We start from the raw sequence: 23,631 nt of genomic DNA, 5'->3' as shown, positions 1-23,631 counted from the left end.
TCACGGAGAAAATTTATGATGACTGTTTTCAGGCAGGCGCTGTTCTGTCTGTTATTGCTATGGCTGCCCGTATCCTGGGCGGCTGAACCCGGCTGGCTGCGTTCACCCGATAACGATCACGCCAGCGTACGGTTACGCGCTGATACGTCCGCTGGTGGCGAAACCCGTCTGTTGCTGGATGTTAAACTGGAAGATGGCTGGAAAACTTACTGGCGTTCGCCGGGTGAGGGCGGGGTCGCACCTTCTGTCGCCTGGCAAGGGGAAATGCCCGTGGTCGACTGGTTCTGGCCAACCCCTGCACGCTTTGAAGTTGCCAACATTACTACCCAGGGGTATCACGATCAGGTGACGTTCCCAATGGTTGTGCGCGACAGATCACCTGCCACGCTCAACGGTATTTTGACGCTATCCACCTGTAGCAACGTATGCCTGCTGACGGATTTTCCCTTTTCCGTGACGCCCACAGCTCAGGACCCGGCTTTTGCGCATGACTATGCTCAGGCGATGGGGCAGGTTCCGCTGGCCAGCGGCCTGACCGATGCTCTGAGCGCCGGCGCACGGGCGGGAGAGTTAGTCGTCGAAGCTCATCGCCAGGGCGGCTGGACCCAGCCTGAACTTTTTCTGGATACCGTTGATGATGCGGATTTTGGTATGCCGCAAATTCACGTCGAAGGTGAGACCCTACGCGCTACGGTACCTGTTCATGACGGTTGGGGGGAAGGCGCGCCGGATTTACGCGGTAAGTCAGTCACGCTGGTTCTGGCGGATAACGGTGTTGCCCAGGAAAGTCGTCTTACGATTGGCGAAGCCCCGGTTATTGAAAACGCCTCACTCCCGTTGTGGCAGGTGGTGTTAATGGCGTTATTGGGCGGTTTGATTCTCAACCTGATGCCCTGTGTGTTACCGGTTCTGGGCATGAAGCTGGGCTCAATTTTGCTGGTTGAGGAAAAAAGCCGTCGCCAGATCCGCCGTCAGTTTCTGGCATCGGTAGCCGGAATACTGGTTTCCTTTATGGCCCTGGCGCTAATGATGACGGTGTTGCGTTTAACCAATCAGGCGCTCGGCTGGGGGATCCAGTTTCAGAATCCGTGGTTCATTGGCGTGATGGTATTGGTGATGCTGACGTTCAGCGCCAGCCTGTTTGGTTGGTTTGAATTCCGCCTGCCGTCGGCGATGACCACGACGCTGGCGACTCACGGCGGCAACGGCCTGTCGGGACATTTCTGGCAAGGCGCATTTGCGACGCTGCTTGCTACGCCGTGCAGCGCCCCGTTTCTGGGAACAGCGGTGGCGGTAGCTTTAACCGCTTCGCTGCCAACATTGTGGGGGCTGTTTATCGCACTTGGGGTGGGGATGAGCTTGCCGTGGCTGCTCGTGGCCCTGCGTCCCGGTCTGGCGCTGCGTTTGCCGCGGCCAGGGCGCTGGATGAATATTTTGCGGCGTCTGCTCGGTGTGATGATGCTGGGTTCGGCTATCTGGCTTGCGACACTGCTGCTCCCGCATTTAGGATTTGGTGGGCAAGGTGGCGCGAAAGAAAGCGTGAACTGGCAACCGCTAAGCGAGCAGGCGATAGAGGATGCACTGGCGCAACATAAGCGCGTGTTCATTGACGTGACTGCCGACTGGTGCATTACCTGTAAAGTAAATAAATACAACGTCTTGAATACAGATGACGTACAAGCCGCTTTACAACAACCGGATGTGGTGGCGTTGCGCGGCGACTGGACGCTCCCTTCTGAAGCCATCACCGAATTTCTCAAAAAACGCGGCCAGGTTGCTGTGCCGTATAACCAAATTTATGGCCCCGGTCTGCCGGAAGGCCAGGCGTTACCCACGTTGTTAACCCGCGATGCGGTACTGCAAACGCTGACCAATGCCCAAGGAGTCACTCCATGAAGATGATGATTGTTCTGCTGTTAACCCTGTTTTCTGCCGTCAGCGTAGCGAAAGAGCCGGCACCGTTTACTCCGGAACAGGAAAAGCAAATTGAAGCATTAATTCAGGAAGCCCTGTTCAACGATCCCAACAGCCCGCGGATTGGCGCAAAGCAGGCAAAACTGACCCTGATAAACTTCACTGATTACAACTGCCCATACTGCAAGCAACTGGATCCGATGCTGGAAAAAATAGTGCAGAAATACCCTGACGTGGCGGTAGTGATTAAACCGTTACCGTTTAAAGGGGAAAGTTCGGAACTTGCGGCGCGGACCGTGCTGACTACCTGGCGTGAGCATCCGCAGCAGTTTCCGGCGCTACATGAAAAACTGATGCAGAAGAAAGGTTACCATACCGACGTCAGCATCAAACAGGCGCAGGAAAGAGCGGGTGTCAATCCGGTGACGTTGGACGCCCAAAGTGCGGAAACGCTGAGCACTAACCTGCAATTGGCGCGGCTGGTGGGTGTGCAGGGAACTCCCGCAACGATTATTGGCGATGAACTTATTCCCGGTGCAGTGCCGTGGGAAACTCTTGAGGAAGTGGTAAAAGAAAAGCTGGCGGCGGCCAATGCTCAGTAAGCTGCGCCGCTGGCTGCGCGAAGGACTGATTTTACTGGCGCTGTTGGCAGGGACGATGCTACTGATGGATGTCTGGCGCGCGCCGCAGGTCCCTGCCTCTTTTGACAGCACGCCTTTGCAAACGCTGGAGGGGGAAACCGTCACCCTGGCGACGCTCAGTAAAGACAAACCGGTGTTGCTCTATTTCTGGGCGAGCTGGTGCGGTGTATGTCGCTTTACAACGCCGGAAGTTGCCAGACTGCGTTCAGAAGGGGAAAACGTGATGACCATTGCGTTACGCTCCGGAAGTGAAGCCGAGGTATCTCGCTGGCTGTTGCATAAAGGCGTGGAGTTTCCGGTGATCAATGATGCGAACGGAGCCATCTCCCGTAGTTGGGATATTAGCGTCACACCGACATTGGTGGTGATGTCACAAGGACGGGTAGTATCAACAACCAGCGGTTGGACCAGCTACTGGGGCATGAAGCTTCGGTTGTGGTGGGCGAAAACGTTCTGATATTCGTGCCGGGGAAACCCGGCATTTTTTTATCATTCCCCGTAAATGGGAAGACATATTTCGTTGCCTGGCGAAGCTGGCACGGCGTTCAACGTCCAGAACAGGTTATCTTCGCTTTTCAGGAAAATTGAAAGTGAGTTCGGCGTTAAAACAACGCGGTAGATGATTCGTTTTGCGAAAGCGTTCCCGGAAAAATGTCATATTTCTGTCACACTCTGTTGTGATTGATAACAACAAGAGGTCGTAGGGATGAATAAATCGTTAATCGCCGCAGCCGTGGCAGGGGCTGTATTACTGTCTACCGCCGCGCAGGCTCAGACCGCGCCGGAAGGCTATCAGCTTCAACAAGTATTGATGATGAGTCGGCATAACTTACGCGCACCTTTAGCCAATAACGGCAGCGTTCTTGAACAGTCCACCCCCAAGCAATGGCCAGAATGGGATGTCCCCGGCGGACAACTGACTACTAAAGGCGGTGTGCTGGAAATCTATATGGGCCACTATATGCGGGAGTGGCTGGCAGAGCAGGGGATGGTGAAATCGGGCGAATGTCCGGCACCGGATACAGTCTATACCTATGCTAACAGTCTGCAGCGTACGGTCGCCACGGCGCAGTTCTTTGTCACCGGCGCTTTCCCTGGTTGTGACGTTCCGGTTCATCATCAGGAAAAAATGGGTACCATGGATCCCACCTTTAACCCGGTGATCACCGATGATTCTGCCGCCTTCAGCCAGCAGGCCGTTCAGGCAATGGAGAAAGAGCGTAGCAAAATGCAGCTCAACGACAGCTATCAGTTGCTTGAGCAAATGACCGACTACAAGGACTCACCGTCCTGTAAAGAAAAGCAGCAGTGTTCCCTGACCGATGCCAAAGATACGTTCAGCGCGAAATATCAGCAGGAGCCTGGTGTTTCGGGGCCGCTGAAGGTGGGGAATTCGCTGGTTGATGCCTTCACGTTGCAATATTACGAAGGTTTCCCGATGGACCAGGTCGCCTGGGGCGAGATTAAATCCGATCAACAATGGAAGGTATTGTCGAAGCTGAAAAACGGCTATCAGGACAGCCTGTTCACCTCCCCTGAAGTGGCGCAGAACGTCGCCAAACCGCTGGTGAAATATATTGATAATGCGTTGGTTACGGAACGCGTGAAAGCGCCGAAAATTACCGTGTTGGTGGGCCATGATTCAAACATCGCATCGCTGCTCACTGCGCTGGATTTCAAACCATACCAGCTTCACGATCAGAACGAGCGTACGCCGATTGGCGGGAAGATAGTCTTCCAGCGCTGGCATGACAGTAACGCGAATCGTGACCTGATGAAGATCGAGTACGTGTATCAGAGCTCGCAGCAGTTGCGTAATGCTGAGGCCCTGACGCTGAAGTCTCCGGCGCAGCGCGTAACGCTGGAGCTGAAAGGCTGCCCGATAGATGCGGATGGTTTTTGTCCGATAGATAAGTTCGACAGCGTGTTGAATGAGGCGGCGAAGTAAAAGAAAAACTCCCCCGCGAGCGCGGGGGAGTCAGAGCGCTAGACGTTTTTGCGTTCGATAGTCTGTTCACCCCAAAAGAGCGAATCTTTGTCTGTTTTCTCAAAGGCTTTGATGAGTACTTCGTCGCTACCTTCTTCCCAAATTTTTTCCGCCAGTTTCTCGTCATAATTCGCGACTTCAAAAATGGCTTCGGCTATTTCCGGCGATGTATTGCGCAGACTTGCCCATTCACCGACGTGATGAGCTTTCGCTTCTTGAGTTGGCATTCGAATCCTCCTGTTGAAGATTAGCCGTTGAGTTTTACTGCCAGACCCGCGACATATTCACCCTGATAGCGGGCGATAGATAATTCTTCCTGACTTGGCTGGCGAGAGCCGTCGCCTCCGGCGATGGTCGTTGCGCCGTAAGGTGTACCGCCGCGAACTTGAGAGACATCAAACAGTTCTTGCGCCGCGTAACCGATGGGCACAATCACCATCCCATGGTGGGCAAGCGTAGTCCAGGTTGAGGTGATGGTTTGTTCCTGGCCACCACCGGTGCCCGTTGAGCTGAATACGCTGGCGAGTTTGCCGTACAGGCCGCCAGAAGCCCACAGTCCGCCAGTCTGGTCGAGGAAGGTGCGCATCTGGCCGGACATATTGCCAAAGCGTGTCGGGGTACCAAAAATAATGGCGTCGTAATCAGCCAGTTCTTGCGGGGTTGCGACTGGTGCGTTTTGGGTTTTGCCGCCAGCCTTGAGGAAAATCTCAGGCTGCATGGTCTCTGGTACGCGCTTAATAATCACTTCCGCACCATCTACCTTATTTGCGCCTTCTGCGACTGCATGGGCCATAGTTTCAATGTGTCCGTACATGGAATAATAAAGCACCAGAACTTTTGCCATTTTACACTACTCCTCGAGTTAACCGTGTCCGTAGCGATTCGCTACCTACATTTAAAGATATGACGTACTGTCAGGAGTGCAAATTTCACAATCACTTCTTTGATTTATAACAATTTTTACACAACCACGTTTTGTAGCAAAATGATACATATTTAAACGGGCTGATTTCAGTAATGATAAGAAAGGCTTATTGATTTCTTGTGTGATTATTTGTATATCGCCACTTATCCTGTTGCAGAATATTACAGCCAGCCATTGTTCAGGCCATGCTTCACTATGCTTAATCCCACGCAGTTATTTTCAGGGCATCGCCCATAACGCTGCGTGAGGTATCACTCCTCAGTACCTATGCAATATGATGTCTAAACAATGACGGAGGTCAGTAATGGCAAACCATCGGGGCGGTTCCGGTAACTTTGCGGAAGACCGCGAAAGAGCATCAGAAGCAGGTCGAAAAGGTGGCCAGCACAGCGGGGGCAACTTTAAGAATGACCCGCAACGCGCTTCAGAGGCAGGCAAAAAAGGGGGCAAAAATAGCCACGGCAACAACAAATCGTAATTGCCAGGTTATCTGTCAGATATAGCGTGACGGCTGAGGATCAGAGTCAGACGTTACGAAGCCACCGCCGCCGGGTTTTTCCGGCGGTTTTTTTTATCTGCAAGGTTGAACTGTAACAAAACGCAACGCAGACTAACGATATTCAGTTAATCGGGTGTCTCATGTCATTACTTTCTCGTTATTCCTTCTCTGTTAAACCTCAGGAAGCGATCCTTATTGTGATCACCATGTTCTGGGGTGGCACGTTTCTGGCGGTGCAATATGCCGTTACCCTGAGCGGACCTTTTTTCTTTGTTGGCGTACGTTTTGCCACCGCTGCGCTGGCGGTCGCGCTTTTGTCGTTACGCACATTGCATCAGCTAACGTGGCTGGAATTCAAAGCAGGGGTGGCAATCGGTATCGCCATTGCGCTGGGCTATAGTCTGCAAACCTGGGGACTACAGTTTATTCCCAGCAGTAAATCGGCGTTTATTACTGCGATGTACGTGCCGTTGGTACCGCTTTTACAATGGTTGTGTCTGGGACGTATGCCCGGACTGATGCCGTGTATCGGTATTGTTCTGGCCTTTATCGGGTTGATTTTCCTTGCCGGGCCGGGAGGCAATGTGTTGGCTTTAGGCGAAGGGGAGTGGATAACGCTCGCTGGCGCGGTGGCGATTGCGGCGGAAATTATCCTGATTAGCGCGTGGGCGGGGAAAGTGGATGTGCGGCGGGTAACGGTGGTACAACTGGCAACTGCTTCTATCGTGGCGTTTATTGCGATGGCCCCTGCCGGAGAGTCCGTACCGTCGATGTCTACCGGATTGCTGGTTGTGGCGTTGGGGCTGGGGATTTTCAGTGCGATTATCCAGGTTACCATGAACTGGGCGCAGCGCAGCGTTTCGCCGACGCGCGCGACGGTCATTTATACCGGCGAGCCGGTATGGGCAGGGATCTTTGGTCGTCTGGCGGGGGAACGCTTACCGCTCCTGGCTTTGCTCGGCGCGGCCTTCATTATTGTTGGCGTGCTGGTCAGTGAACTAAAGTTCAAAAAGAAAAAAACGGTGGTACAAGAGGTACCGCCGGAGTCGCTTTAATTTAACCATTCACCGCGTGATTTGGTATGCTGACGCCCTCACAAGAAGGAGAGGGCGCATGGTTCAACGCGCAGAGAAAAAAACAGGTAAGCGCTCGCAGGCCGTCAGTGCAAAACGCCAGGCCATATTAACCGCGGCATTAAATATCTTCTCCCAATATGGGATCCACGGCACGCGCCTCGAACAGGTCGCTGAGCAGGCGGGGGTGTCAAAAACCAATCTGCTTTATTACTACTCGTCAAAAGAGGTGCTTTATATTGCCGTTTTACGGCAAATCCTCGACATCTGGCTGGCACCGTTGAAGGCGTTTCGCGAAGACTTTGCGCCGCTGGTGGCCATCAAAGAATATATTCGTCTTAAGCTGGAAGTGTCCCGGGATTACCCTCAGGCGTCACGGCTGTTTTGTATGGAGATGCTGGCAGGCGCACCGTTGTTGATGGCTGAATTAACGGGCGATCTCAAAACGCTGATTGATGAGAAGTCCGCGCTGATCGCCGGGTGGATTAAAAGCGGGAAGCTGGCGCCGGTCGATCCGCACCATCTGATTTTTATGATTTGGGCATCAACCCAGCATTACGCCGATTTTGCTCCACAGGTGGAGGCGGTGACGGGCGCAACGCTGCGTGATGAAGCCTTTTTTAACCAAACCGTTGAGAGCGTGCAGCGGATGATTATTGAAGGGATCCGCGTGCGTTAACCGGCCGGCGGTAACGGACAACTTAAATCACCTTCTTCGCACTGTAAGAGCGAGGCGAGAAACGCTTCGCGCTCGTTGGTTTTATCCGTCAGGCACTGGCTGGATATCATCGCCTGGACACTGCCGCCTTCGGTACCGGAACTGATTAACGCACAGTCCGCATCGCGCAAGGTTATCCATGCGTTTTGCGCTTTTTTCAGTAAATCGCGCTGAGTTGGGGCGGCGCGCTTCAGCGCATTCTGATAGGTTTCATTCAGTTTGGCATCTGCTGTCTTAAACTGTTCTGCCGCACAGGTGTTCATTTCAATCTGCGTGTTCGCGCTGGCGCAGTCATCCGCCAGTACCTGGCCGCTAAGCAGCAGCGCTGCACATGTCAGTAAAATTCGTTTCATGTTTCCCTCTGACTTTACAAAAAAGCCCCGTTACCGGAGCCTTAATTAACCACAACCTTAACCGATTGTCATCAGGCTGGCGTTCCCCCCGGCAGCGGCGGTATTGACGCTCAGGGAGCGCTCAATGTACAGCCTCTCCAGCAGAATATTGCTTTCGCCGCGGGCAAAGCCCTGGACCGAGACAATCGCCCCTTCGCGGGCCGCCACCGCTTCGCACAATGCGCGAAGCTGATCGGAATCACCGTGGAAAATAACGGCATCAAACGGCTGCGAGGTGATGTTGTCTGCTTTGGCAAACTGAATGCGCCCGGAAACCTCAGTTGGCAGGCATTTTGCCAGGTCGCGATGGAATGCATCATCAGGCCACAGGATTAAGCTACCTACGGAAGCCACGGCGGCAACCTGTACCAGTGCATCTTGTTCGTCATCGGCAATACATAGCACGCGTTCGCGCGGCAACAGCGTCCAGGTATTGCGCTCGCCGGTGGGGCCTGGCAGCAGACGTTGGGTACCGGCTTGCGCCAGTTCGCCAAACTGCTGGCAGAGCGCACGCAGCGATGGACGATCGGTTGCCCATTCACTGAGCGCTTCCAGCGGCTGAATGAGTGCAGTTTTTAGCTGCGCATCAACCGGGTAGTCTGCATCCTGACGCGCAAGCGTGATGCCTAACGCATTTTCCGGACGGTTAGCCAGCAGGCGATACAGATACAGCGGTCCACCTGCTTTTGGCCCGGTTCCTGACAAGCCTTCGCCGCCGAATGGCTGCACGCCGACGACGGCACCGACCATATTGCGGTTAACGTACAAGTTACCCACATGTGCCGATCCCGTGACCTGGGCAATGGTTTCATCGATACGGGTATGCACACCCAACGTCAGGCCGTAGCCGGAGGCATTAATTTGCTCAATGAGGCTGCCCAGATTGTTACGGGTGAAACGCACGACATGCAGTACCGGGCCGAACACCTCTTTTTGTAATTCGTCGAAGCTTTCCAGCTCGATAAGCGTTGGCGCGATAAAGGTACCGGTTTGCCATTCACGGGCATCGTCGCTGTTTTCACGCACGGCCTGGAATACCGGACGTCCTTTGGCGCGCATAGTCTGAATGTGGCGCTCAATATTGCTTTTCGCTTCTTCATCGATAACCGGCCCGATATCGGTCGTCAGGCGGCCCGGGTTGCCCATGCGGCATTCCGCCATCGCGCCGCGCAGCATTTTCAGCGTGTGGTCGGCCACATCATCCTGCAGACACAGGACGCGCAGCGCGGAGCAGCGTTGTCCGGCACTGTCAAATGCAGAGGCCAGGACGTCGACCACGACCTGTTCCGTCAGGGCGGAGGAGTCGACAATCATTGCGTTCATCCCACCCGTTTCGGCGATAAGTGGGATTGGGCGCCCCTGAGCATCAAGGCGGGTTGCGATATTGCGTTGTAACAGCGTGGCGACTTCTGTGGAGCCGGTAAACATCACGCCGCGAACGCGCTCATCGGAAGTGAGCTGCGCCCCAACGGTTTCACCCTGACCGGGCAACAGTTGCACCACGCCCGGAGGGACTCCCGCTTCAAGCAAGATTGCGATGCCCTGAGCGGCAATCAGCGGGGTTTGTTCTGCCGGTTTCGCCAGCACGCTATTGCCCGCTGCCAGCGCGGCGGCAATCTGTCCGGTGAAAATAGCCAGCGGGAAGTTCCATGGGCTGATACAGACCACCGGGCCTAACGGACGATGAGTTTCATTATCAAAGTCATCGCGGACCTGGCCGGCATAATAGTGCAGGAAGTCGACCGCTTCGCGTACTTCCGCAATGGCGTTGCTGAAGGTTTTACCTGCTTCACGCACCAGGATGCCAATCAACTGCTGCATCTGACCTTCCATCAGCACGGCGGCGCGATGCAAAATAGCGGCGCGCTCCTGGGGCGGCGTGGCGAACCAGATCGGCGCGTTATTTACCGCGTTCTGCAACGCCAGTTCCACTTCGCTGTGTGTCGCTTCACGCACGTAACCGACAATGTCTTTCGGTTCAGCCGGGTTGACGACTGGCGTCATTTCACCGTCAGCGACCGGTTGTTCGAGCATTGGTTTGGCGTGCCATTTTTGTAGCGCGCTGTTGAGCAGGGCAGAAGACAGCGAGGCCAGACGATGTTCGTTAGCTAAATCCAGTCCGCCTGAGTTTTCCCGGCCTTTACCGTACAGGTCTCGCGGCAGGGCAATCTTCGGATGCGGCAGCCCGGCCTGACCTTCCTGCTGTGCCAGTTTTTCAACGGCTTCGACAGGATCAGCAACCAGTTCATCCAGCGGCAGGGTGGTGTCTGCAATACGGTTGACGAATGAGGTGTTGGCGCCGTTTTCCAGCAGACGACGCACCAGGTACGCCAGCAGCGTTTCGTGCGTGCCGACCGGCGCATAAATGCGGCATGGACGGTTCAACTTGCCATCAGCGACTTTGCCGGTGACCTGCTCATATAGCGGCTCACCCATGCCGTGCAGGCACTGGAACTCGTACTGCCCTGGATAGTAGTTTTGACCCGCTAACTGATAAATGGCCGCCAGCGTATGGGCATTGTGGGTGGCAAACTGTGGATAGATCAGGTTGGGGACGGCCAGTAGTTTTTTCGCACAGGCCAGATAGGAGACGTCGGTGTACACCTTACGGGTGTAGACCGGATACCCCTCAAGACCGTCCATCTGAGCGCGTTTGATTTCGCTATCCCAGTACGCGCCTTTGACCAGGCGGATCATCAGTCGGCGGCGGCTGCGTGTAGCCAGATCAATGAGATAATCAATCACATACGGGCAGCGCTTCTGGTAAGCCTGGATTACAAAGCCAATCCCGTTCCAGCCCGCCAGCTCAGGTTCAAAGCACAGTTTTTCCAGCAGATCGAGGGAGATCTCCAGTCGGTCGGCTTCTTCAGCGTCAATGTTAATGCCGATATCGTACTGACGTGCCAGCAGAGTAAGCGATTTCAGTCGAGGATAGAGCTCGTCCATGACGCGGTCATACTGCGCGCGGCTATAACGTGGATGCAGCGCCGACAGTTTGATAGAAATACCTGGTCCTTCATAGATACCACGACCGTTCGAGGCTTTACCAATGGCGTGGATCGCCTGTTGGTATGAAACCATATAAGCCTGAGCATCAGCGGCGGTCAGCGCCGCTTCGCCCAGCATGTCATAAGAGTAGCGGAAGCCTTTTTCTTCCAGTTTACGCGCATTAGCCAGCGCTTCGGCGATGGTCTCCCCGGTGACAAACTGCTCACCCATTAAGCGCATTGCCATATCGACGCCTTTACGCACCAGCGGTTCACCGCTCTTGCCGATAATACGGTTCAGTGAGCGTGAGAGACTGGCTTCGTTATGCGTAGAAACCAAACGACCGGTAAACAACAACCCCCAGGTCGCCGCGTTGACGAACAGGGACGGGCTGCGTCCAATGTGCGACTGCCAGTTACCGTTGCTGATTTTGTCGCGGATTAACGCATCGCGGGTTGCCTTATCAGGAATACGCAACAAGGCTTCGGCCAGACACATTAGCGCGACACCTTCCTGCGAAGAAAGAGAGAACTCCTGCAATAAACCCTGTACCATCCCGGCGCGCCCGCTGGCGGTCTTCTGGTTGCGCAGTTTATCGGCCAGGCTGTACGCCAGCTTATGCGCCTGCTCGGCGATGGGTTGCGGCAGGCGAGCCTGCTCCATCAGCATTGGCACTGCGTCGGTTTCGGCACGGCGGTACGCGGCGGTAATTGCTGCGCGTGAAACAGACTGTGGCAGGATCTGTTCGGCGAACTCCAGGAAAGGCTGATACGCTTCATTCTGCAGCGTGGTGGATTCCTCACCCTCATTCGCAGCGCCCGCCAGCAGAGCTGGCAGTTCAGGAAGCGCATCGTCATTTTCCAGTCTTTCGAGATAATTAAAGATGGCTTGCTTAATCAGCCAGTGTGGTGTGCGATCGATTCGTGATGCTGCTGTTTTAATACGCTCGCGAGTGGCGTCATCCAGCTTAACCCCCATCGTGGTGGTTCCCATGCCATTTACTCCTGTTGTACTTAAATACGGGTCTGATAGTTACCGAGAAATATCCATCATGTTGCAACTTTGTGCAACCATGTTAAATGTGACTTGGTTTGCAAGCTTGGAAATGAATGAAATGTTAATAAATATGATCGTTATGCCAGGGACTGAAAAAGTTACTGAATCTTTTTCTCTGCGGTAGTTAACACTTTTAAAAGGTGCAACCGAAAAAAATGTGAGAGAGTGCAACCTACAGAAAAATGCTATCTACTCTGGATTAAATTTGATGTAAATGGTGTGTTAAATCGATTGTGAATAACCATCGCTTCCGGCAGGATACGGTCGCCTGGTAAACATAGATATCTTTGCCACGTTCCGGCAGGGTAATAAAACGGCAAGCCACGGCATTGCTGATACATAATTTTGGAGAGTTTTGATGGCTATTAGCACACCGATGTTAGTGACATTCTGTGTCTATATTTTCGGCATGATATTGATAGGGTTTATTGCATGGCGTTCGACCAAAAACTTTGACGATTACATTCTTGGTGGGCGCAGTCTGGGTCCATTCGTGACCGCGTTATCCGCCGGGGCATCTGACATGAGCGGCTGGCTGCTGATGGGGCTGCCTGGCGCAATTTTCCTGTCGGGGATTTCAGAAAGCTGGATCGCTATCGGTCTTATTTTGGGCGCATGGATCAACTGGAAACTGGTGGCCGGACGTTTACGCGTACACACCGAATACAATAACAATGCACTGACGTTACCGGATTACTTTACCGGACGCTTTGAAGATAAAAGCCGGATTCTGCGTATTATCTCCGCGCTGGTTATTCTGCTGTTTTTCACCATCTATTGTGCTTCCGGTATTGTGGCAGGGGCGCGTCTGTTTGAAAGCACCTTTGGTATGAGCTACGAAACCGCGCTGTGGGCGGGGGCGGCCGCGACTATCATTTACACCTTTATCGGTGGTTTCCTGGCGGTAAGCTGGACCGATACTGTCCAGGCCAGCCTGATGATTTTCGCCCTGCTCCTGACGCCGGTGATGGTTATTATTGGCGTGGGTGGGTTCGATGATTCACTGGAAGTGATTAAACAAAAGAGCATTGAGAACGTGGACATGTTCAAAGGGCTGAATTTTGTTGCCATCATTTCGCTGATGGGCTGGGGTCTGGGCTATTTCGGTCAGCCGCATATTCTGGCGCGCTTTATGGCGGCAGATTCTCATCATAGTATTGTTCATGCTCGCCGTATCAGTATGGCCTGGATGATCCTCTGTCTGGCAGGAGCAGTTGCCGTTGGCTTCTTTGGTATCGCTTACTTTAACAACAATCCGACGTTGGCCGGTGCCGTTAATCAGAACGCCGAGCGCGTGTTTATTGAACTGGCGCAAATCCTGTTCAACCCGTGGATTGCCGGTATTCTGCTGTCTGCGATCCTCGCTGCGGTGATGTCGACGCTGAGCTGCCAGCTGCTGGTATGCTCGAGTGCAATCACTGAAGATTTGTACAAAGCGTTCCTGCGTAAAAATGCCAGCCAGAAAGAGCTGGTTTGGATTGGTCGCATCATGGTGCTGGTTGTAGCGCTGGTGTCTATTGCGCTGGCGGCGAACCCGGAGAACCGCGTGCTGGGCTTGGTAAGCTACGCCTGGGCGGGCTTCGGCGCGGCGTTTGGCCCGGTGGTTCTGTTCTCGGTAATGTGGTCGCGTATGACCCGCAACGGCGCGCTGGCAGGGATGATCATCGGTGCGGTAACGGTAATCGTCTGGAAGCAGTTCGCCTGGCTGGGTCTGTATGAAATCATCCCGGGCTTTGTTTTCGGCAGCATCGGTATTGTGATTTTCAGCCTGGTAGGTAAAGCGCCGTCAGTGGCTATGCAGCAACGTTTTGCTGAAGCCGACGCCCATTATCACTCCGCTCCGCCGTCGCGTTTACAGGTAGAATAATCAGCCTCTGTCCCTAAGCCCGCCGCGTGCGGGCTTTTTTATTACCCGCTCGTAAAACAGTCATAACCGTTACTAGCCTAACTTTTTACATTCAGTCATCATTCCTAAAACATTCTGCTTGAGTTTTTTTCTTCTGTAATGATAATCACTATCACTGTAATTTACTTTTCTTTTCATCAATTGACTGAGAATAACGTTTAAGGGTTCTTCGCATGTTTGTTCCATTTCTCATTATGTTGCGCGAAGGCTTAGAGGCCGCGCTGATTGTCAGCCTGATTGCCAGTTACCTGAAACGGACTCAGCGTGGTCGATGGATTGGGGTGATGTGGATTGGTGTTCTGCTGGCGGCGGCATTGTGCCTGGCCTTAGGCGTTTTCATCAACGAAACCACCGGCGAATTTCCGCAAAAAGAACAGGAGCTGTTTGAAGGTATCGTGGCGCTGATTGCCGTAGTGATCCTCACCTGGATGGTGTTCTGGATGCGCAACGTTTCCCGCAACGTCAAAGTCCAGCTTGAACAGGCTGTCGATAACGCGTTGCAACGCAGTAATCATCACGGTTGGGCGCTGGTAATGATGGTCTTTTTTGCTGTTGCCCGTGAAGGACTGGAATCTGTGTTCTTCCTGCTGGCGGCATTCCAGCAGGATGTCGGCATCTGGCCGCCGTTAGGTGCGATTCTGGGGTTGGGCACTGCGGTGGTACTGGGTTACCTGATTTACCTCGGCGGGATCAAACTCAATCTCGGGGCATTCTTCAAATGGACCAGCCTGTTTATTCTGCTGGTGGCTGCCGGTCTTGCCGCTGGGGCCATCCGCGCGTTCCACGAAGCCGGGTTATGGAATCATTTTCAGGATGTGGCGTTCGACATGAGTAGCGTGCTTTCGACGCATTCGCTGTTTGGCACATTAATGGAAGGTATTTTCGGTTATCAGGAAGCGCCAAGCGTCAGTGAAGTTGCTGTCTGGTTTATCTACCTGATTCCAGCTTTGGTTATGTTTGCACTACCGCCGCGCTCAGGTACTACGGCATCGCGTACCGCACCCTGATAAAAATGCGATGCAGAATATTTTTTAGTTACAACATACTTATTAAAGGGCCAGGTTATGACGCTTCATTTTCGCCGTAGTGCGCTGCAGTTGGGTATTGCTGTGCTGTTTGCATCCGCTTTTTCTGCTCAAGCCGCCGATATTCCGCAGGTAAAAGTCACGGTTAACGACAAACAGTGTGAGCCGATGACCCTCACGGTTAACGCCGGGAAAACGCAATTCATCATCCAGAACCATAGTCAGAAAGCGCTGGAGTGGGAAATTCTTAAAGGCGTCATGGTGGTTGAAGAGCGTGAAAACATTGCGCCAGGCTTTAGCCAGAAAATGACGGCTAATCTGCAGCCTGGCGAATATGAGATGACCTGTGGTCTGTTGACTAACCCGAAAGGCAAACTGATCGTAAAAGGTAGCGCAACGGCGGATGCTGCGCAGAGCGATGCTCTACTGAGCCTGGACGGTGCGATTACCGGATACAAAGCCTATGTGACAGCAGAAACCGCGCAGCTGGTTACGGGGACTAAAGCCTTCACCGATGCGATTAAAGCCGGCGATGTGGAAAAAGCGAAATCGCTGTATGCGCCAACGCGTCAGCATTATGAGCGTATTGAACCGATTGCTGAATTGTTCTCCGATCTCGACGGCAGCATCGATGCCCGTGAAGACGACTACGAGCAAAAAGCCGCTGATCCTAATTTCACCGGTTTCCACCGCCTGGAAAAAGCGCTGTTTGGCGACAATACCACCAAGGGTATGGATAAATACGCCGATCAGTTGAACAGTGACGTTATCGATCTGCAAACGCGCATTAGCGAACTGGCCTTCCCACCGTCAAAAGTGGTTGGCGGGGCAGCCGGTTTGATTGAAGAAGTCGCTGCCAGCAAAATCAGCGGGGAAGAAGATCGCTACAGCCATACCGATCTGTGGGATTTCCAGGCCAACGTCGATGGCGCACAGAAAATTGTCGATCTCCTGCGTCCTCAGTTACAAAAATCCAATGCTGAACTGCTGGCGAAGGTGGATGCGAACTTCAAAAAAGTCGATAGCATTCTGAGTAAGTACCGTACCAAAGACGGTTTTGAAACCTATGACAAACTGACCGATGCCGATCGCAATGCGCTGAAAGGGCCGATCACGACGCTGGCGGAAGACTTGTCGCAATTACGCGGTGTTCTGGGCCTGGATTAAGCACTATGCAGCAAGATTATGAAAACGGCGTGAGCGAACCGTCACGCCGACGTTTACTGAAAGGGATGGGCGCTCTGGGTGGGGCGCTGGCGCTGGCGGGTGGGTGTCCGGTTGCTCACGCGCAAAAACCACAAAGCGCGCCGGGAACGCTGTCCCCTGATGCGCGTAGCGAAGCGCAGCCGTTTTATGGTCAGCATCAGGCTGGGATCCTGACGCCGCAGCAGGCATCAATGATGCTGGTGGCGTTCGATGTGCTCGCCAGCGATAAAGCCGATCTTGAACGATTGTTCCGGTTACTGACCGGCCGATTTGCGTTTCTGACCACCGGCGGGCCGGCGCCGGAAACGCCGAATCCGCGTCTCCCCCCTATGGATTCCGGTATCCTCGGCGCATATATTGCACCAGACAACCTGACGATGACGTTATCAGTCGGCTCCTCGCTATTTGATGAACGTTATGGTCTGAAATCGCAGATGCCGAAAAAGCTGCAAAAAATGACCCGCTTCCCGAATGATTCGCTGGATGCGGCGCTGTGTCATGGTGATTTGCTGCTGCAGATTTGTGCCAACACGCAGGACACCGTCATCCATGCGCTGCGCGATATTATTAAACATACGCCTGATCTCCTCAGCGTACGTTGGAAACGTGAAGGGTTTATTTCCGACCACGCCGCGCGCAGTAAGGGTAAAGAGACCCCGGTCAACTTACTTGGCTTTAAGGACGGCACCGCGAATCCTGACGCTACGAATGCGAAGTTGATGCAAGAGGTCGTGTGGGTGACGGATGGGCAGGGTGAACCCGCGTGGGCGCAAGGTGGGAGTTATCAGGCCGTCAGGCTCATTCAGTTCCGCGTTGAGTTCTGGGATCGTACGCCGCTACAAGAGCAGCAAACGATTTTTGGTCGCGATAAACATACCGGCGCGCCGCTGGGTATGCGGCACGAGCACGATGTGCCTGACTATGCCAACGATCCTGACGGTGAGGTGATTGCGCTCGACAGCCATATCCGTCTGGCAAATCCTCGCACCAAAGAGACTGACTCCAGTTTGATGATGCGCCGTGGCTATAGCTATTCACTCGGCGTGACCAGTTCCGGTCAGCTGGATATGGGACTGTTGTTTGTTTGCTATCAGCATGACCTGGAAAAAGGTTTTTTGACGGTGCAGAAACGTCTGAACGGCGAAGCACTCGAAGAGTATGTCAAACCGATTGGTGGGGGATACTTCTTTGCTTTGCCGGGCGTCAAAACCGCAGACCATTATCTGGGACAGGCCCTGATCGAAGCCTGATAATTATGCCCCGTTGTACAGCGGGGCTTTTCCTGACATCTTGATGAATCAACAAATTATTTTTTATGCTTGGTGGGGGACTGAAATATTTCTGTCATCTCTCTGCAAGAGACTGTCTCTGGTGATAAGATAGATATTAAGTTAACGACAAGTAAAAATATTGTTGCATTAGCAAAAGATTATGATGTACTTATAAGTATTAGCGGTAGTTCCCGGCGGTGATGGTTGTTCACTATGGAGATCGCGAATGGAAAAGTCCTGCATTGGACATGTTTTTCACAATAGCAGCTGTACCCTACGCGGACGTTTCTCTTCCGGTAGCCTCCTCGTCACCGCTAAATCTCTCTCTCATTCACTTCTTCTCCTTGTAACTGACACCCTGTACGGTGCGCGTAGCCGTGTGTGGCGTCTTATCCGAAAGCAAGCAATGGCTTACAAGGAAGCCAACCCTCAGATGTTCGTGCGCATAATCGTGCCGCCAACGGCGCGTGTGATGTATACCTACAACTCAAGGTGCTATCCATGGGAAGACAAAAAGCAGTGATCAAAGCTCGTCGTGAAGCAAAACGTGTGCTGAGGCGGGATTCGCGTAGTCATAAACAACGTGAAGATGAGTCGGTCACATCGCTTGTGCAGATGGGCGGCGTAGAAGCGATCGGTATGGCGCGTGATAGTCGCGATGCCACGCCAATCACGGCGCGAAATGAGGCTCAGGCGCACTACCTGAATGCTATCGAGAGTAAACAGCTGATCTTCGCCACCGGTGAAGCCGGGTGTGGTAAAACCTGGATCAGCGCAGCAAAAGCAGCAGAGGCCCTGATCCACAAAGACGTGGACCGGATCATTGTAACCCGTCCAGTTCTGCAAGCTGATGAAGACCTCGGCTTCTTACCTGGAGATGTTTCTGAGAAGTTCGCTCCCTATTTTCGCCCAGTGTATGACGTACTGGTGAAGCGCCTGGGAGCCTCCTTCATGCAATATTGCCTGCGACCTGAGATTGGTAAGGTGGAAATCGCACCGTTCGCCTATATGCGTGGACGTACATTTGAAAATGCAGTGGTCATTCTTGACGAGGCTCAGAACGTTACTGCTGCGCAAATGAAGATGTTTTTAACTCGCCTCGGGGAGAATGTGACGGTGATTGTGAATGGGGATGTGACCCAGTGCGATCTACCTGCGCACGTTCGCTCAGGGCTAAGCGATGCGCTGGCCCGTTTCGAAGAAGATGATATGGTTGGTATAGTTCGTTTCAATAAAGACGATTGCGTCCGTTCGGCGCTCTGTCAGCGGACGCTCAACGCTTACAACTGATAAGTACTCCGTCTCCAGAGCCCGGGAAACCGGGCTTTGTTATTTGTTAACGGTATTACAGAATATCTTTTATAGCTGCCGTCGTCATTGTTGCTTCAAATGGGATCAGCTCAACTTTTACGATACCTGACTGTTGGAAGGGATCCTGGTTGAGGTAGTTTTTAAGTTTTTCAGTATCATCACATTTTGCCAATATCACGCCACCAGAACGTGGGATTTTAGGACCTGAAGTCAGGAATAAACCCTCGGCATAACCCTTTTTCAGCCACTCGACGTGTGCAGGAAGTAGGCTATCAACTTCATTTAACGGTTTGACATAGGTTAAAACGACCACACTAATAACGCTCATTTTATTGTCCATGTATACATGCGGGATACCACGGTAGCATGCGACTCAATAGAGATAGAATATTTATTGGGGTTGCCAGGGGATTTAATGCTATTCCGGACGGATCACATACGAAAAAAAGTCTGTGCTTGCGTACGAGATCTTGTTTAAAGATGGCGGTGAAGGGAACTGCTAAATATGAATACAAAGGTGTGCTACACGGCACGCTGATAGTCAATCCTGATACTTTCCGCCTCCTGGTTCTTCTTGATGACAGCTACAGAAAACAGTTTGCTCAGTTGTCAAAAACACAACTGCTTATCCTGGACTGTCTGAGCATAACACTCACCGGTTGGGATGAAAGGTGAACCAACGAGATATGCTGGTACAGGTTGACACAAAATGAATAGTGGAGCTGATAAATTAATGTTAGGGCATGTTAAGAAATAACGCGTTCACGTTCCTCAGAAGCGAAATATACACAAGTTGTAAAAACTGGCGGCTGTTGTAGATTTTGCGCAGCTGGCGTCCTGAAAATGCAGGGGATTCGCGGTTGTGGAATAAACTCTAATTGAGATAGATTCTTAATTTAATAAATATGGCGATATTAAATGAATTAATGTTTTATATTATAAAACATCATTTTAATGCTCTTGATGTTATTGTTTGATGTGATTAGTATGCAGACGTGAATTTAATCTTGATTAATTCATTTTCTATTTTTAGTTAAAACTAACGGAATATTTCATATATGAAAATTAATAAACTTGTCATTGCTGTGGGAGTAGGTTTGGTAATGGCTTCAGGTAGCGCCTTAGCTTTGCCGGGTGCTGACTCTGGTCATGGTACCGTGACTTTTACGGGGACCATTATTGATGCGCCGTGCTCCATTGCCCCTGACTCTATCGATCAGACTGTTAGTCTGGGACAGATCTCTAACAAGGTGTTGGAAGGTGGCGGCAAGTCAACACCGGTTCCTTTCCAGATCAAACTGGAAGATTGTAATGTCGAATCGCTGACAGATAAAACAGTAACGACAACGTTTGATGGTACTCCGGCCGGTTCTGCAACGGATCTGTTTGCCATTGCAGGTACTGCTTCTGGCGCAGGCGTTGCCGTTACTGCTGACGATGGCGTTCCCGTGACATTAGGTGAAGCGGCCTCAACCACTGGTATTATGAGCGGTGACAATGAGCTGAATTTTGCCGCCTATCTGACCGCGTTGGATGCTTCGAGCGCCATCGTTCCAGGTGACTTCACTTCTGTAGCAAACTTCACTCTGGCTTATAACTAAGTACTGAGTAAACGAAAAGGGGAGCAATCCCCTTTTATCAATTCTGATAAATAAAGGTTAAATGTATGGGGCGGCTTTTTATTATTGATAAGTTTAGCCTGCATTTACCTATTTTATTATTGACGCCAGCTTGGGTGGGTGCGACAGATTTTGGACATGGTAATGTCAATGTCGGTGGTTCGATTGTTGATACTCCTTGTGCTATTGATACCGAAAGCCAGGATCAGACTGTGCTTATGCCGACGATGACGGTTGGTTCTATATTAGGACAAAACAAGAAGAATAAAAAAGATTTTTTTATTAAGTTAATCAACTGCGACACAGTTTCAGTGAGTAAACCAGATCATCAATGGGGATATTATAGTATTACATTCTATGGTGATAATACCAGCCAAACGTACCCTTCGAGATTATTTGATGTAAAAGGTGAGGCAAAGGGAGTTGGGCTGGCGATAAGAACAGTTGCGGGTGAGCAAGCTACTCCAGGGGCTTCCTTTGATAATCACATGATAGCTAAGGGCGAGAACATACTGGCGTACTCCATGTATTTAGAATCAAATGGGCAAAAGATTAAGCGTGGTACTTATAGTGCAGTGATTCGATTCGCCATGAATTATTATTAATATTATGACTCATTATTTTCAATACATTTCCTTTTCAGGTGAAAAATTGTTTATGTTTTTCATTCTGATTATATACTCTAATTGTAGTAATGCAGCGCAAGAACAAATTGAATTTAATACAGATGTCTTGGATGTTGCTGATCGCTCCTCAGTGGATTTGTCGAAGTTTTCTGCTGGTGGTTACATTATGCCAGGCAAATATCCGATGGTTATTCAGATCGGTGAGAGTACCTTGCCTGAGCAGTTGGTTGAATTTTATGCTGAGTCCGATGATAAGAGTTTACCCTGTGTCAATAAAGACATTGTTGATTCTTTAGGATTTAAGAAGAAGTTTCTTAGCGATCTAAAGTGGGTTCGTGATAATCAATGCTTAGATTTGTCTAGCCTCAAGGGATTTAGTGCGAAAGGCGATCTGTCGGCGGGGGCATTATACATTAATGTTCCTCAGGCTTATGTTGAGTATGTGGATGAAAACTGGGAGCCTTCTGCACGTTGGGATGAGGGACTTTCCGGTGTCATGCTTGATTACAACATTAATGCGCAGCGGCAATATATCTATCAGGGCGATAATTCAACGAACGTTAGTGCCAATGGAGTATTAGGGTTGAATGCTGGTCCCTGGCGTCTACGTGCCGACTGGCAGGAACAGTATGAGAAAAGTAAGTTCGTGACGGATTCTCAGTTCGATTTTTCGCGTTTTTATGCCTATCGAGCCTTAAAGGATCTGCAATTGAAGTTGGTTTTGGGAGAGGATTATTTTCGTTCGGATGTATTTGATTCATTTCGTTTTGCAGGGCTAAGTGTGCGCTCGGATGACAGCATGTTACCGCCAGGCCTGCGGGGATATGCGCCGGAGGTGAGAGGGATTGCGCAAAGTAACGCCAAGGTAACGGTGAGCCAAAAGGGTCGGATAATCTATCAAACGCAAGTGGCAGCCGGGCCGTTCCGTATTCAGGATTTGGGAGATACGGTGAACGGTAAGCTCGACGTCAAGGTGCAGGAAGAGGATGGTTCGGTCAATACGTTCCAGGTCGATACTGCCTACGTGCCTTATCTGACTCGTCCGGGAACTGTACGCTATAAATTTGCCTCCGGGCGACCAAGCAACATGGATCATAGTGTTGAAGGTCCATTGTTTGCCTCTACAGAGGCGACCTATGGGGTGAATAATGGTTGGTCAATCTATGGTGGGGGGCTCTTTGCAAAGGATTACGGAATTGGTGCTGTGGGGATTGGCCGCGATTTATTGACTTTCGGGGCAATATCGCTGGATATCTCTCAGTCGAAAGCGCAGGTTAGGGAGTACTCCCTGTCGGGAAGATCGTATCGCATTAACTATTCGAAGACTTTTAGTGATTACGATAGCCAGATAACGTTTGCCGGATATCGCTTTTCCGATAAAGACTTCCTGAGTATGGATCAGTTTATCGATCTGTTACGCGATGATGCTATCTATTCGAGGGGGAGGGAACTTTACACTGTCACATTTAATCAGCAATTAAAAAAACTAAATCTAAACTTTTTTCTTAACTACAGTCGCCAGACTTACTGGGATCGACAGCCCGACAGCACCTACAGTCTGACTGTTTCTCGTTATTTTGATATTGGTAATTTTAAGAATGTGAATGTCAGTTTATCGGCGACGAAGACCAAGAATAATTATCAAAATGATGAGACTTCATATTATCTCGGTATGTCGATTCCTATCGGCGATCGTGGAAGTATAGGCTATAACCTGCAAGAAGATAGAGGCAAGGTATCCACGGGTTTAAGTTATTACAATGCTATTGACGATAATAACTCTTACCAGGTTAGAGCTGGATTAGACAATGGCGATCGCTCGCGGGCGAGCGGTTACTTTCAACATGATGGTGACATGGCTTCAGTCACGGCGTCGGCGGGGTATTACAACCAGAGTTATCGCAGTTTGGGGCTTTCCATGGAGGGGGGGGTGACTGCAACGACACAAGGGATTGCTCTGCATCGCATCAATAGCCCGGGTGATACTCGGATTATGTTGGATACAGGGGTGGCAGGGATCCCGGTACGTGCTGAGTATGGCGGGGTCATCTTTACTAACCGTTTCGGCAAGGCCGTTAGTCCCGATGTCCAGAGTTATTATAAGAATAGTTATTATATCGATTTAAATAAATTACCTGATAACGCCGAGGCTATTGTTTCGCTCAAACAGTCGGCCCTGACGGAAGGTGCTATTGGTTATCAATCCTTTAATGTGTTAGCCGGTAGTAAGGCAATGGCGGTAATCCGCTTTGCCGATGGGAGTTATCCACCGTTCGGCGCGATGGCGAGCAATTTGAAAGATATCTCTACAGGTATGGTCGCGGATAATGGCGTGATATGGCTGGCCGGGATGAACCCTGATGAAACAATGAAAGTTGCCTGGGGGGATGGGAATACATGTGAATTCACCTTGCCGCATGAGATCCCCACTGCGTTTGACACTAAATTACTGTTGTTATGTAAATGATATAGGT

Annotated in this window: 20 protein-coding genes; 15 read left to right on the top strand and 5 right to left on the bottom strand. The window is 51.4% G+C overall.

Annotation, left to right across the window (positions count from 1 at the left end):
- The first annotated feature begins 15 nt into the window (after positions 1–15).
- The 4 genes from OGX99_RS22730 (at position 16) to agp (ending at position 4,503) form a co-directional block, all read left to right on the top strand.
- Positions 16–1,896 (top strand): protein-disulfide reductase DsbD family protein, encoded by a 1,881-nt coding sequence (locus OGX99_RS22730; protein WP_286545160.1) that lies wholly within the window; start codon positions 16–18, stop codon positions 1,894–1,896.
- Positions 1,893–2,516 carry a DsbA family protein gene (locus OGX99_RS22725; protein ID WP_151217980.1) on the top strand — a complete coding sequence of 208 codons (624 nt, stop codon included), beginning with the start codon at positions 1,893–1,895 and terminating at the stop codon, positions 2,514–2,516. Before OGX99_RS22730 ends, OGX99_RS22725 begins: the two co-directional genes overlap by 4 nt.
- Positions 2,506–3,012 carry a protein disulfide oxidoreductase gene (locus tag OGX99_RS22720; protein ID WP_151217981.1) on the top strand — a complete coding sequence of 169 codons (507 nt, stop codon included), beginning with the start codon at positions 2,506–2,508 and terminating at the stop codon, positions 3,010–3,012. Before OGX99_RS22725 ends, OGX99_RS22720 begins: the two co-directional genes overlap by 11 nt.
- Before the next feature lie 249 nt (positions 3,013–3,261).
- Entirely contained in the window at positions 3,262–4,503 is a 1,242-nt protein-coding gene (gene agp / locus OGX99_RS22715; RefSeq protein WP_151217982.1) for a bifunctional glucose-1-phosphatase/inositol phosphatase, read from the top strand.
- Between the two features lie 38 nt (positions 4,504–4,541).
- Here agp and OGX99_RS22710 read toward each other — a convergent pair whose 3' ends face one another.
- Both OGX99_RS22710 and wrbA read right to left on the bottom strand, forming a co-directional pair.
- Positions 4,542–4,769 (bottom strand): YccJ family protein, encoded by a 228-nt coding sequence (locus OGX99_RS22710; protein ID WP_061067654.1) that lies wholly within the window; start codon positions 4,767–4,769, stop codon positions 4,542–4,544.
- Positions 4,770–4,789: 20 nt separating this feature from the next.
- Entirely contained in the window at positions 4,790–5,386 is a 597-nt protein-coding gene (gene wrbA, locus OGX99_RS22705; protein ID WP_003832057.1) for an NAD(P)H:quinone oxidoreductase, read from the bottom strand.
- A gap of 385 nt (positions 5,387–5,771) precedes the next feature.
- Between wrbA and OGX99_RS22700 the strand changes: the two genes are divergently transcribed.
- The 3 genes from OGX99_RS22700 (at position 5,772) to rutR (ending at position 7,718) form a co-directional block, all read left to right on the top strand.
- The gene (locus OGX99_RS22700; protein ID WP_003036022.1) at positions 5,772–5,945 is read left to right on the top strand and encodes a con-10 family general stress protein; all 174 of its coding nucleotides are present in this window, start codon (positions 5,772–5,774) and stop codon (positions 5,943–5,945) included.
- Between the two features lie 161 nt (positions 5,946–6,106).
- Entirely contained in the window at positions 6,107–7,021 is a 915-nt protein-coding gene (locus OGX99_RS22695; RefSeq protein WP_187259687.1) for a DMT family transporter, read from the top strand.
- A gap of 58 nt (positions 7,022–7,079) precedes the next feature.
- Positions 7,080–7,718 (top strand): HTH-type transcriptional regulator RutR, encoded by a 639-nt coding sequence (gene rutR, locus OGX99_RS22690; RefSeq protein ID WP_151217983.1) that lies wholly within the window; start codon positions 7,080–7,082, stop codon positions 7,716–7,718.
- On the opposite strand, the gene OGX99_RS22685 is transcribed toward rutR, so the two are convergent.
- Both OGX99_RS22685 and putA read right to left on the bottom strand, forming a co-directional pair.
- Entirely contained in the window at positions 7,715–8,110 is a 396-nt protein-coding gene (locus tag OGX99_RS22685) for a lysozyme inhibitor LprI family protein (RefSeq protein WP_187252689.1), read from the bottom strand. The genes rutR and OGX99_RS22685 overlap by 4 nt on opposite strands.
- A gap of 57 nt (positions 8,111–8,167) precedes the next feature.
- A complete protein-coding gene (gene putA / locus OGX99_RS22680) occupies positions 8,168–12,130 on the bottom strand; it encodes a trifunctional transcriptional regulator/proline dehydrogenase/L-glutamate gamma-semialdehyde dehydrogenase (protein WP_151217985.1) in 3,963 nt (1,320 codons plus the stop codon).
- 421 nt (positions 12,131–12,551) lie between these two features.
- On the opposite strand from putA, the gene putP reads away from it, so the two are divergent.
- The 5 genes from putP to phoH all read left to right on the top strand — a co-directional run bounded on the left by putP (position 12,552) and on the right by phoH (position 18,891).
- Complete coding sequence (gene putP, locus OGX99_RS22675) at positions 12,552–14,060, top strand: sodium/proline symporter PutP (protein WP_286545156.1); 1,509 nt, start codon at positions 12,552–12,554, stop codon at positions 14,058–14,060.
- Between the two features lie 212 nt (positions 14,061–14,272).
- Positions 14,273–15,106, top strand: coding sequence for an iron uptake transporter permease EfeU (efeU, locus tag OGX99_RS22670; RefSeq protein WP_187252686.1), 834 nt, complete (start codon positions 14,273–14,275; stop codon positions 15,104–15,106).
- A 57-nt stretch (positions 15,107–15,163) separates the two neighbouring features.
- Complete coding sequence (gene efeO / locus OGX99_RS22665; RefSeq protein ID WP_252838117.1) at positions 15,164–16,291, top strand: iron uptake system protein EfeO; 1,128 nt, start codon at positions 15,164–15,166, stop codon at positions 16,289–16,291.
- Between the two features lie 5 nt (positions 16,292–16,296).
- Positions 16,297–17,580, top strand: coding sequence for an iron uptake transporter deferrochelatase/peroxidase subunit (gene efeB, locus OGX99_RS22660; protein WP_286545151.1), 1,284 nt, complete (start codon positions 16,297–16,299; stop codon positions 17,578–17,580).
- Between the two features lie 522 nt (positions 17,581–18,102).
- Entirely contained in the window at positions 18,103–18,891 is a 789-nt protein-coding gene (gene phoH, locus OGX99_RS22655) for a phosphate starvation-inducible protein PhoH (protein ID WP_003036052.1), read from the top strand.
- 55 nt (positions 18,892–18,946) lie between these two features.
- On the opposite strand, the gene OGX99_RS22650 is transcribed toward phoH, so the two are convergent.
- Complete coding sequence (locus OGX99_RS22650) at positions 18,947–19,240, bottom strand: YciI family protein (RefSeq protein ID WP_286545149.1); 294 nt, start codon at positions 19,238–19,240, stop codon at positions 18,947–18,949.
- Positions 19,241–19,970: 730 nt separating this feature from the next.
- Between OGX99_RS22650 and OGX99_RS22645 the strand changes: the two genes are divergently transcribed.
- The 3 genes from OGX99_RS22645 to OGX99_RS22635 all read left to right on the top strand — a co-directional run bounded on the left by OGX99_RS22645 (position 19,971) and on the right by OGX99_RS22635 (position 23,624).
- A complete protein-coding gene (locus OGX99_RS22645) occupies positions 19,971–20,513 on the top strand; it encodes a fimbrial protein (protein ID WP_151217990.1) in 543 nt (180 codons plus the stop codon).
- Between the two features lie 65 nt (positions 20,514–20,578).
- Positions 20,579–21,136, top strand: a complete 558-nt coding sequence (locus OGX99_RS22640) for a fimbrial protein (RefSeq protein ID WP_187259681.1) — start codon at positions 20,579–20,581, stop codon at positions 21,134–21,136.
- A gap of 4 nt (positions 21,137–21,140) precedes the next feature.
- Positions 21,141–23,624, top strand: a complete 2,484-nt coding sequence (locus OGX99_RS22635) for a fimbria/pilus outer membrane usher protein (protein ID WP_222841231.1) — start codon at positions 21,141–21,143, stop codon at positions 23,622–23,624.
- Positions 23,625–23,631 lie beyond the last annotated feature (7 nt).

Source organism: Citrobacter sp. Cu096 (genome assembly GCF_030332285.1).
GTDB classification, from domain to species: Bacteria; Pseudomonadota; Gammaproteobacteria; order Enterobacterales; family Enterobacteriaceae; genus Citrobacter; species Citrobacter meridianamericanus.
The sequence above is the reverse complement of the archived record's forward strand: the minus strand, read 5'-3'. Positions and strand labels throughout refer to the sequence as shown.

What these genes read in the sequence shown, in the direction of transcription:
- OGX99_RS22730 (WP_286545160.1), top strand. Translation starts at nt 16, where the DNA reads ATGATGACTGTTTTCAGGCAGGCGCTGTTCTGTCTGTTATTGCTATGG.
- OGX99_RS22725 (WP_151217980.1), top strand. Translation starts at nt 1,893, where the DNA reads ATGAAGATGATGATTGTTCTGCTGTTAACCCTGTTTTCTGCCGTCAGC.
- OGX99_RS22720 (WP_151217981.1), top strand. Translation starts at nt 2,506, where the DNA reads ATGCTCAGTAAGCTGCGCCGCTGGCTGCGCGAAGGACTGATTTTACTG.
- agp (WP_151217982.1), top strand. Translation starts at nt 3,262, where the DNA reads ATGAATAAATCGTTAATCGCCGCAGCCGTGGCAGGGGCTGTATTACTG.
- OGX99_RS22710 (WP_061067654.1), bottom strand. Translation starts at nt 4,769, where the DNA reads ATGCCAACTCAAGAAGCGAAAGCTCATCACGTCGGTGAATGGGCAAGT.
- wrbA (WP_003832057.1), bottom strand. Translation starts at nt 5,386, where the DNA reads ATGGCAAAAGTTCTGGTGCTTTATTATTCCATGTACGGACACATTGAA.
- OGX99_RS22700 (WP_003036022.1), top strand. Translation starts at nt 5,772, where the DNA reads ATGGCAAACCATCGGGGCGGTTCCGGTAACTTTGCGGAAGACCGCGAA.
- OGX99_RS22695 (WP_187259687.1), top strand. Translation starts at nt 6,107, where the DNA reads ATGTCATTACTTTCTCGTTATTCCTTCTCTGTTAAACCTCAGGAAGCG.
- rutR (WP_151217983.1), top strand. Translation starts at nt 7,080, where the DNA reads ATGGTTCAACGCGCAGAGAAAAAAACAGGTAAGCGCTCGCAGGCCGTC.
- OGX99_RS22685 (WP_187252689.1), bottom strand. Translation starts at nt 8,110, where the DNA reads ATGAAACGAATTTTACTGACATGTGCAGCGCTGCTGCTTAGCGGCCAG.
- putA (WP_151217985.1), bottom strand. Translation starts at nt 12,130, where the DNA reads ATGGGAACCACCACGATGGGGGTTAAGCTGGATGACGCCACTCGCGAG.
- putP (WP_286545156.1), top strand. Translation starts at nt 12,552, where the DNA reads ATGGCTATTAGCACACCGATGTTAGTGACATTCTGTGTCTATATTTTC.
- efeU (WP_187252686.1), top strand. Translation starts at nt 14,273, where the DNA reads ATGTTTGTTCCATTTCTCATTATGTTGCGCGAAGGCTTAGAGGCCGCG.
- efeO (WP_252838117.1), top strand. Translation starts at nt 15,164, where the DNA reads ATGACGCTTCATTTTCGCCGTAGTGCGCTGCAGTTGGGTATTGCTGTG.
- efeB (WP_286545151.1), top strand. Translation starts at nt 16,297, where the DNA reads ATGCAGCAAGATTATGAAAACGGCGTGAGCGAACCGTCACGCCGACGT.
- phoH (WP_003036052.1), top strand. Translation starts at nt 18,103, where the DNA reads ATGGGAAGACAAAAAGCAGTGATCAAAGCTCGTCGTGAAGCAAAACGT.
- OGX99_RS22650 (WP_286545149.1), bottom strand. Translation starts at nt 19,240, where the DNA reads ATGAGCGTTATTAGTGTGGTCGTTTTAACCTATGTCAAACCGTTAAAT.
- OGX99_RS22645 (WP_151217990.1), top strand. Translation starts at nt 19,971, where the DNA reads ATGAAAATTAATAAACTTGTCATTGCTGTGGGAGTAGGTTTGGTAATG.
- OGX99_RS22640 (WP_187259681.1), top strand. Translation starts at nt 20,579, where the DNA reads ATGGGGCGGCTTTTTATTATTGATAAGTTTAGCCTGCATTTACCTATT.
- OGX99_RS22635 (WP_222841231.1), top strand. Translation starts at nt 21,141, where the DNA reads ATGACTCATTATTTTCAATACATTTCCTTTTCAGGTGAAAAATTGTTT.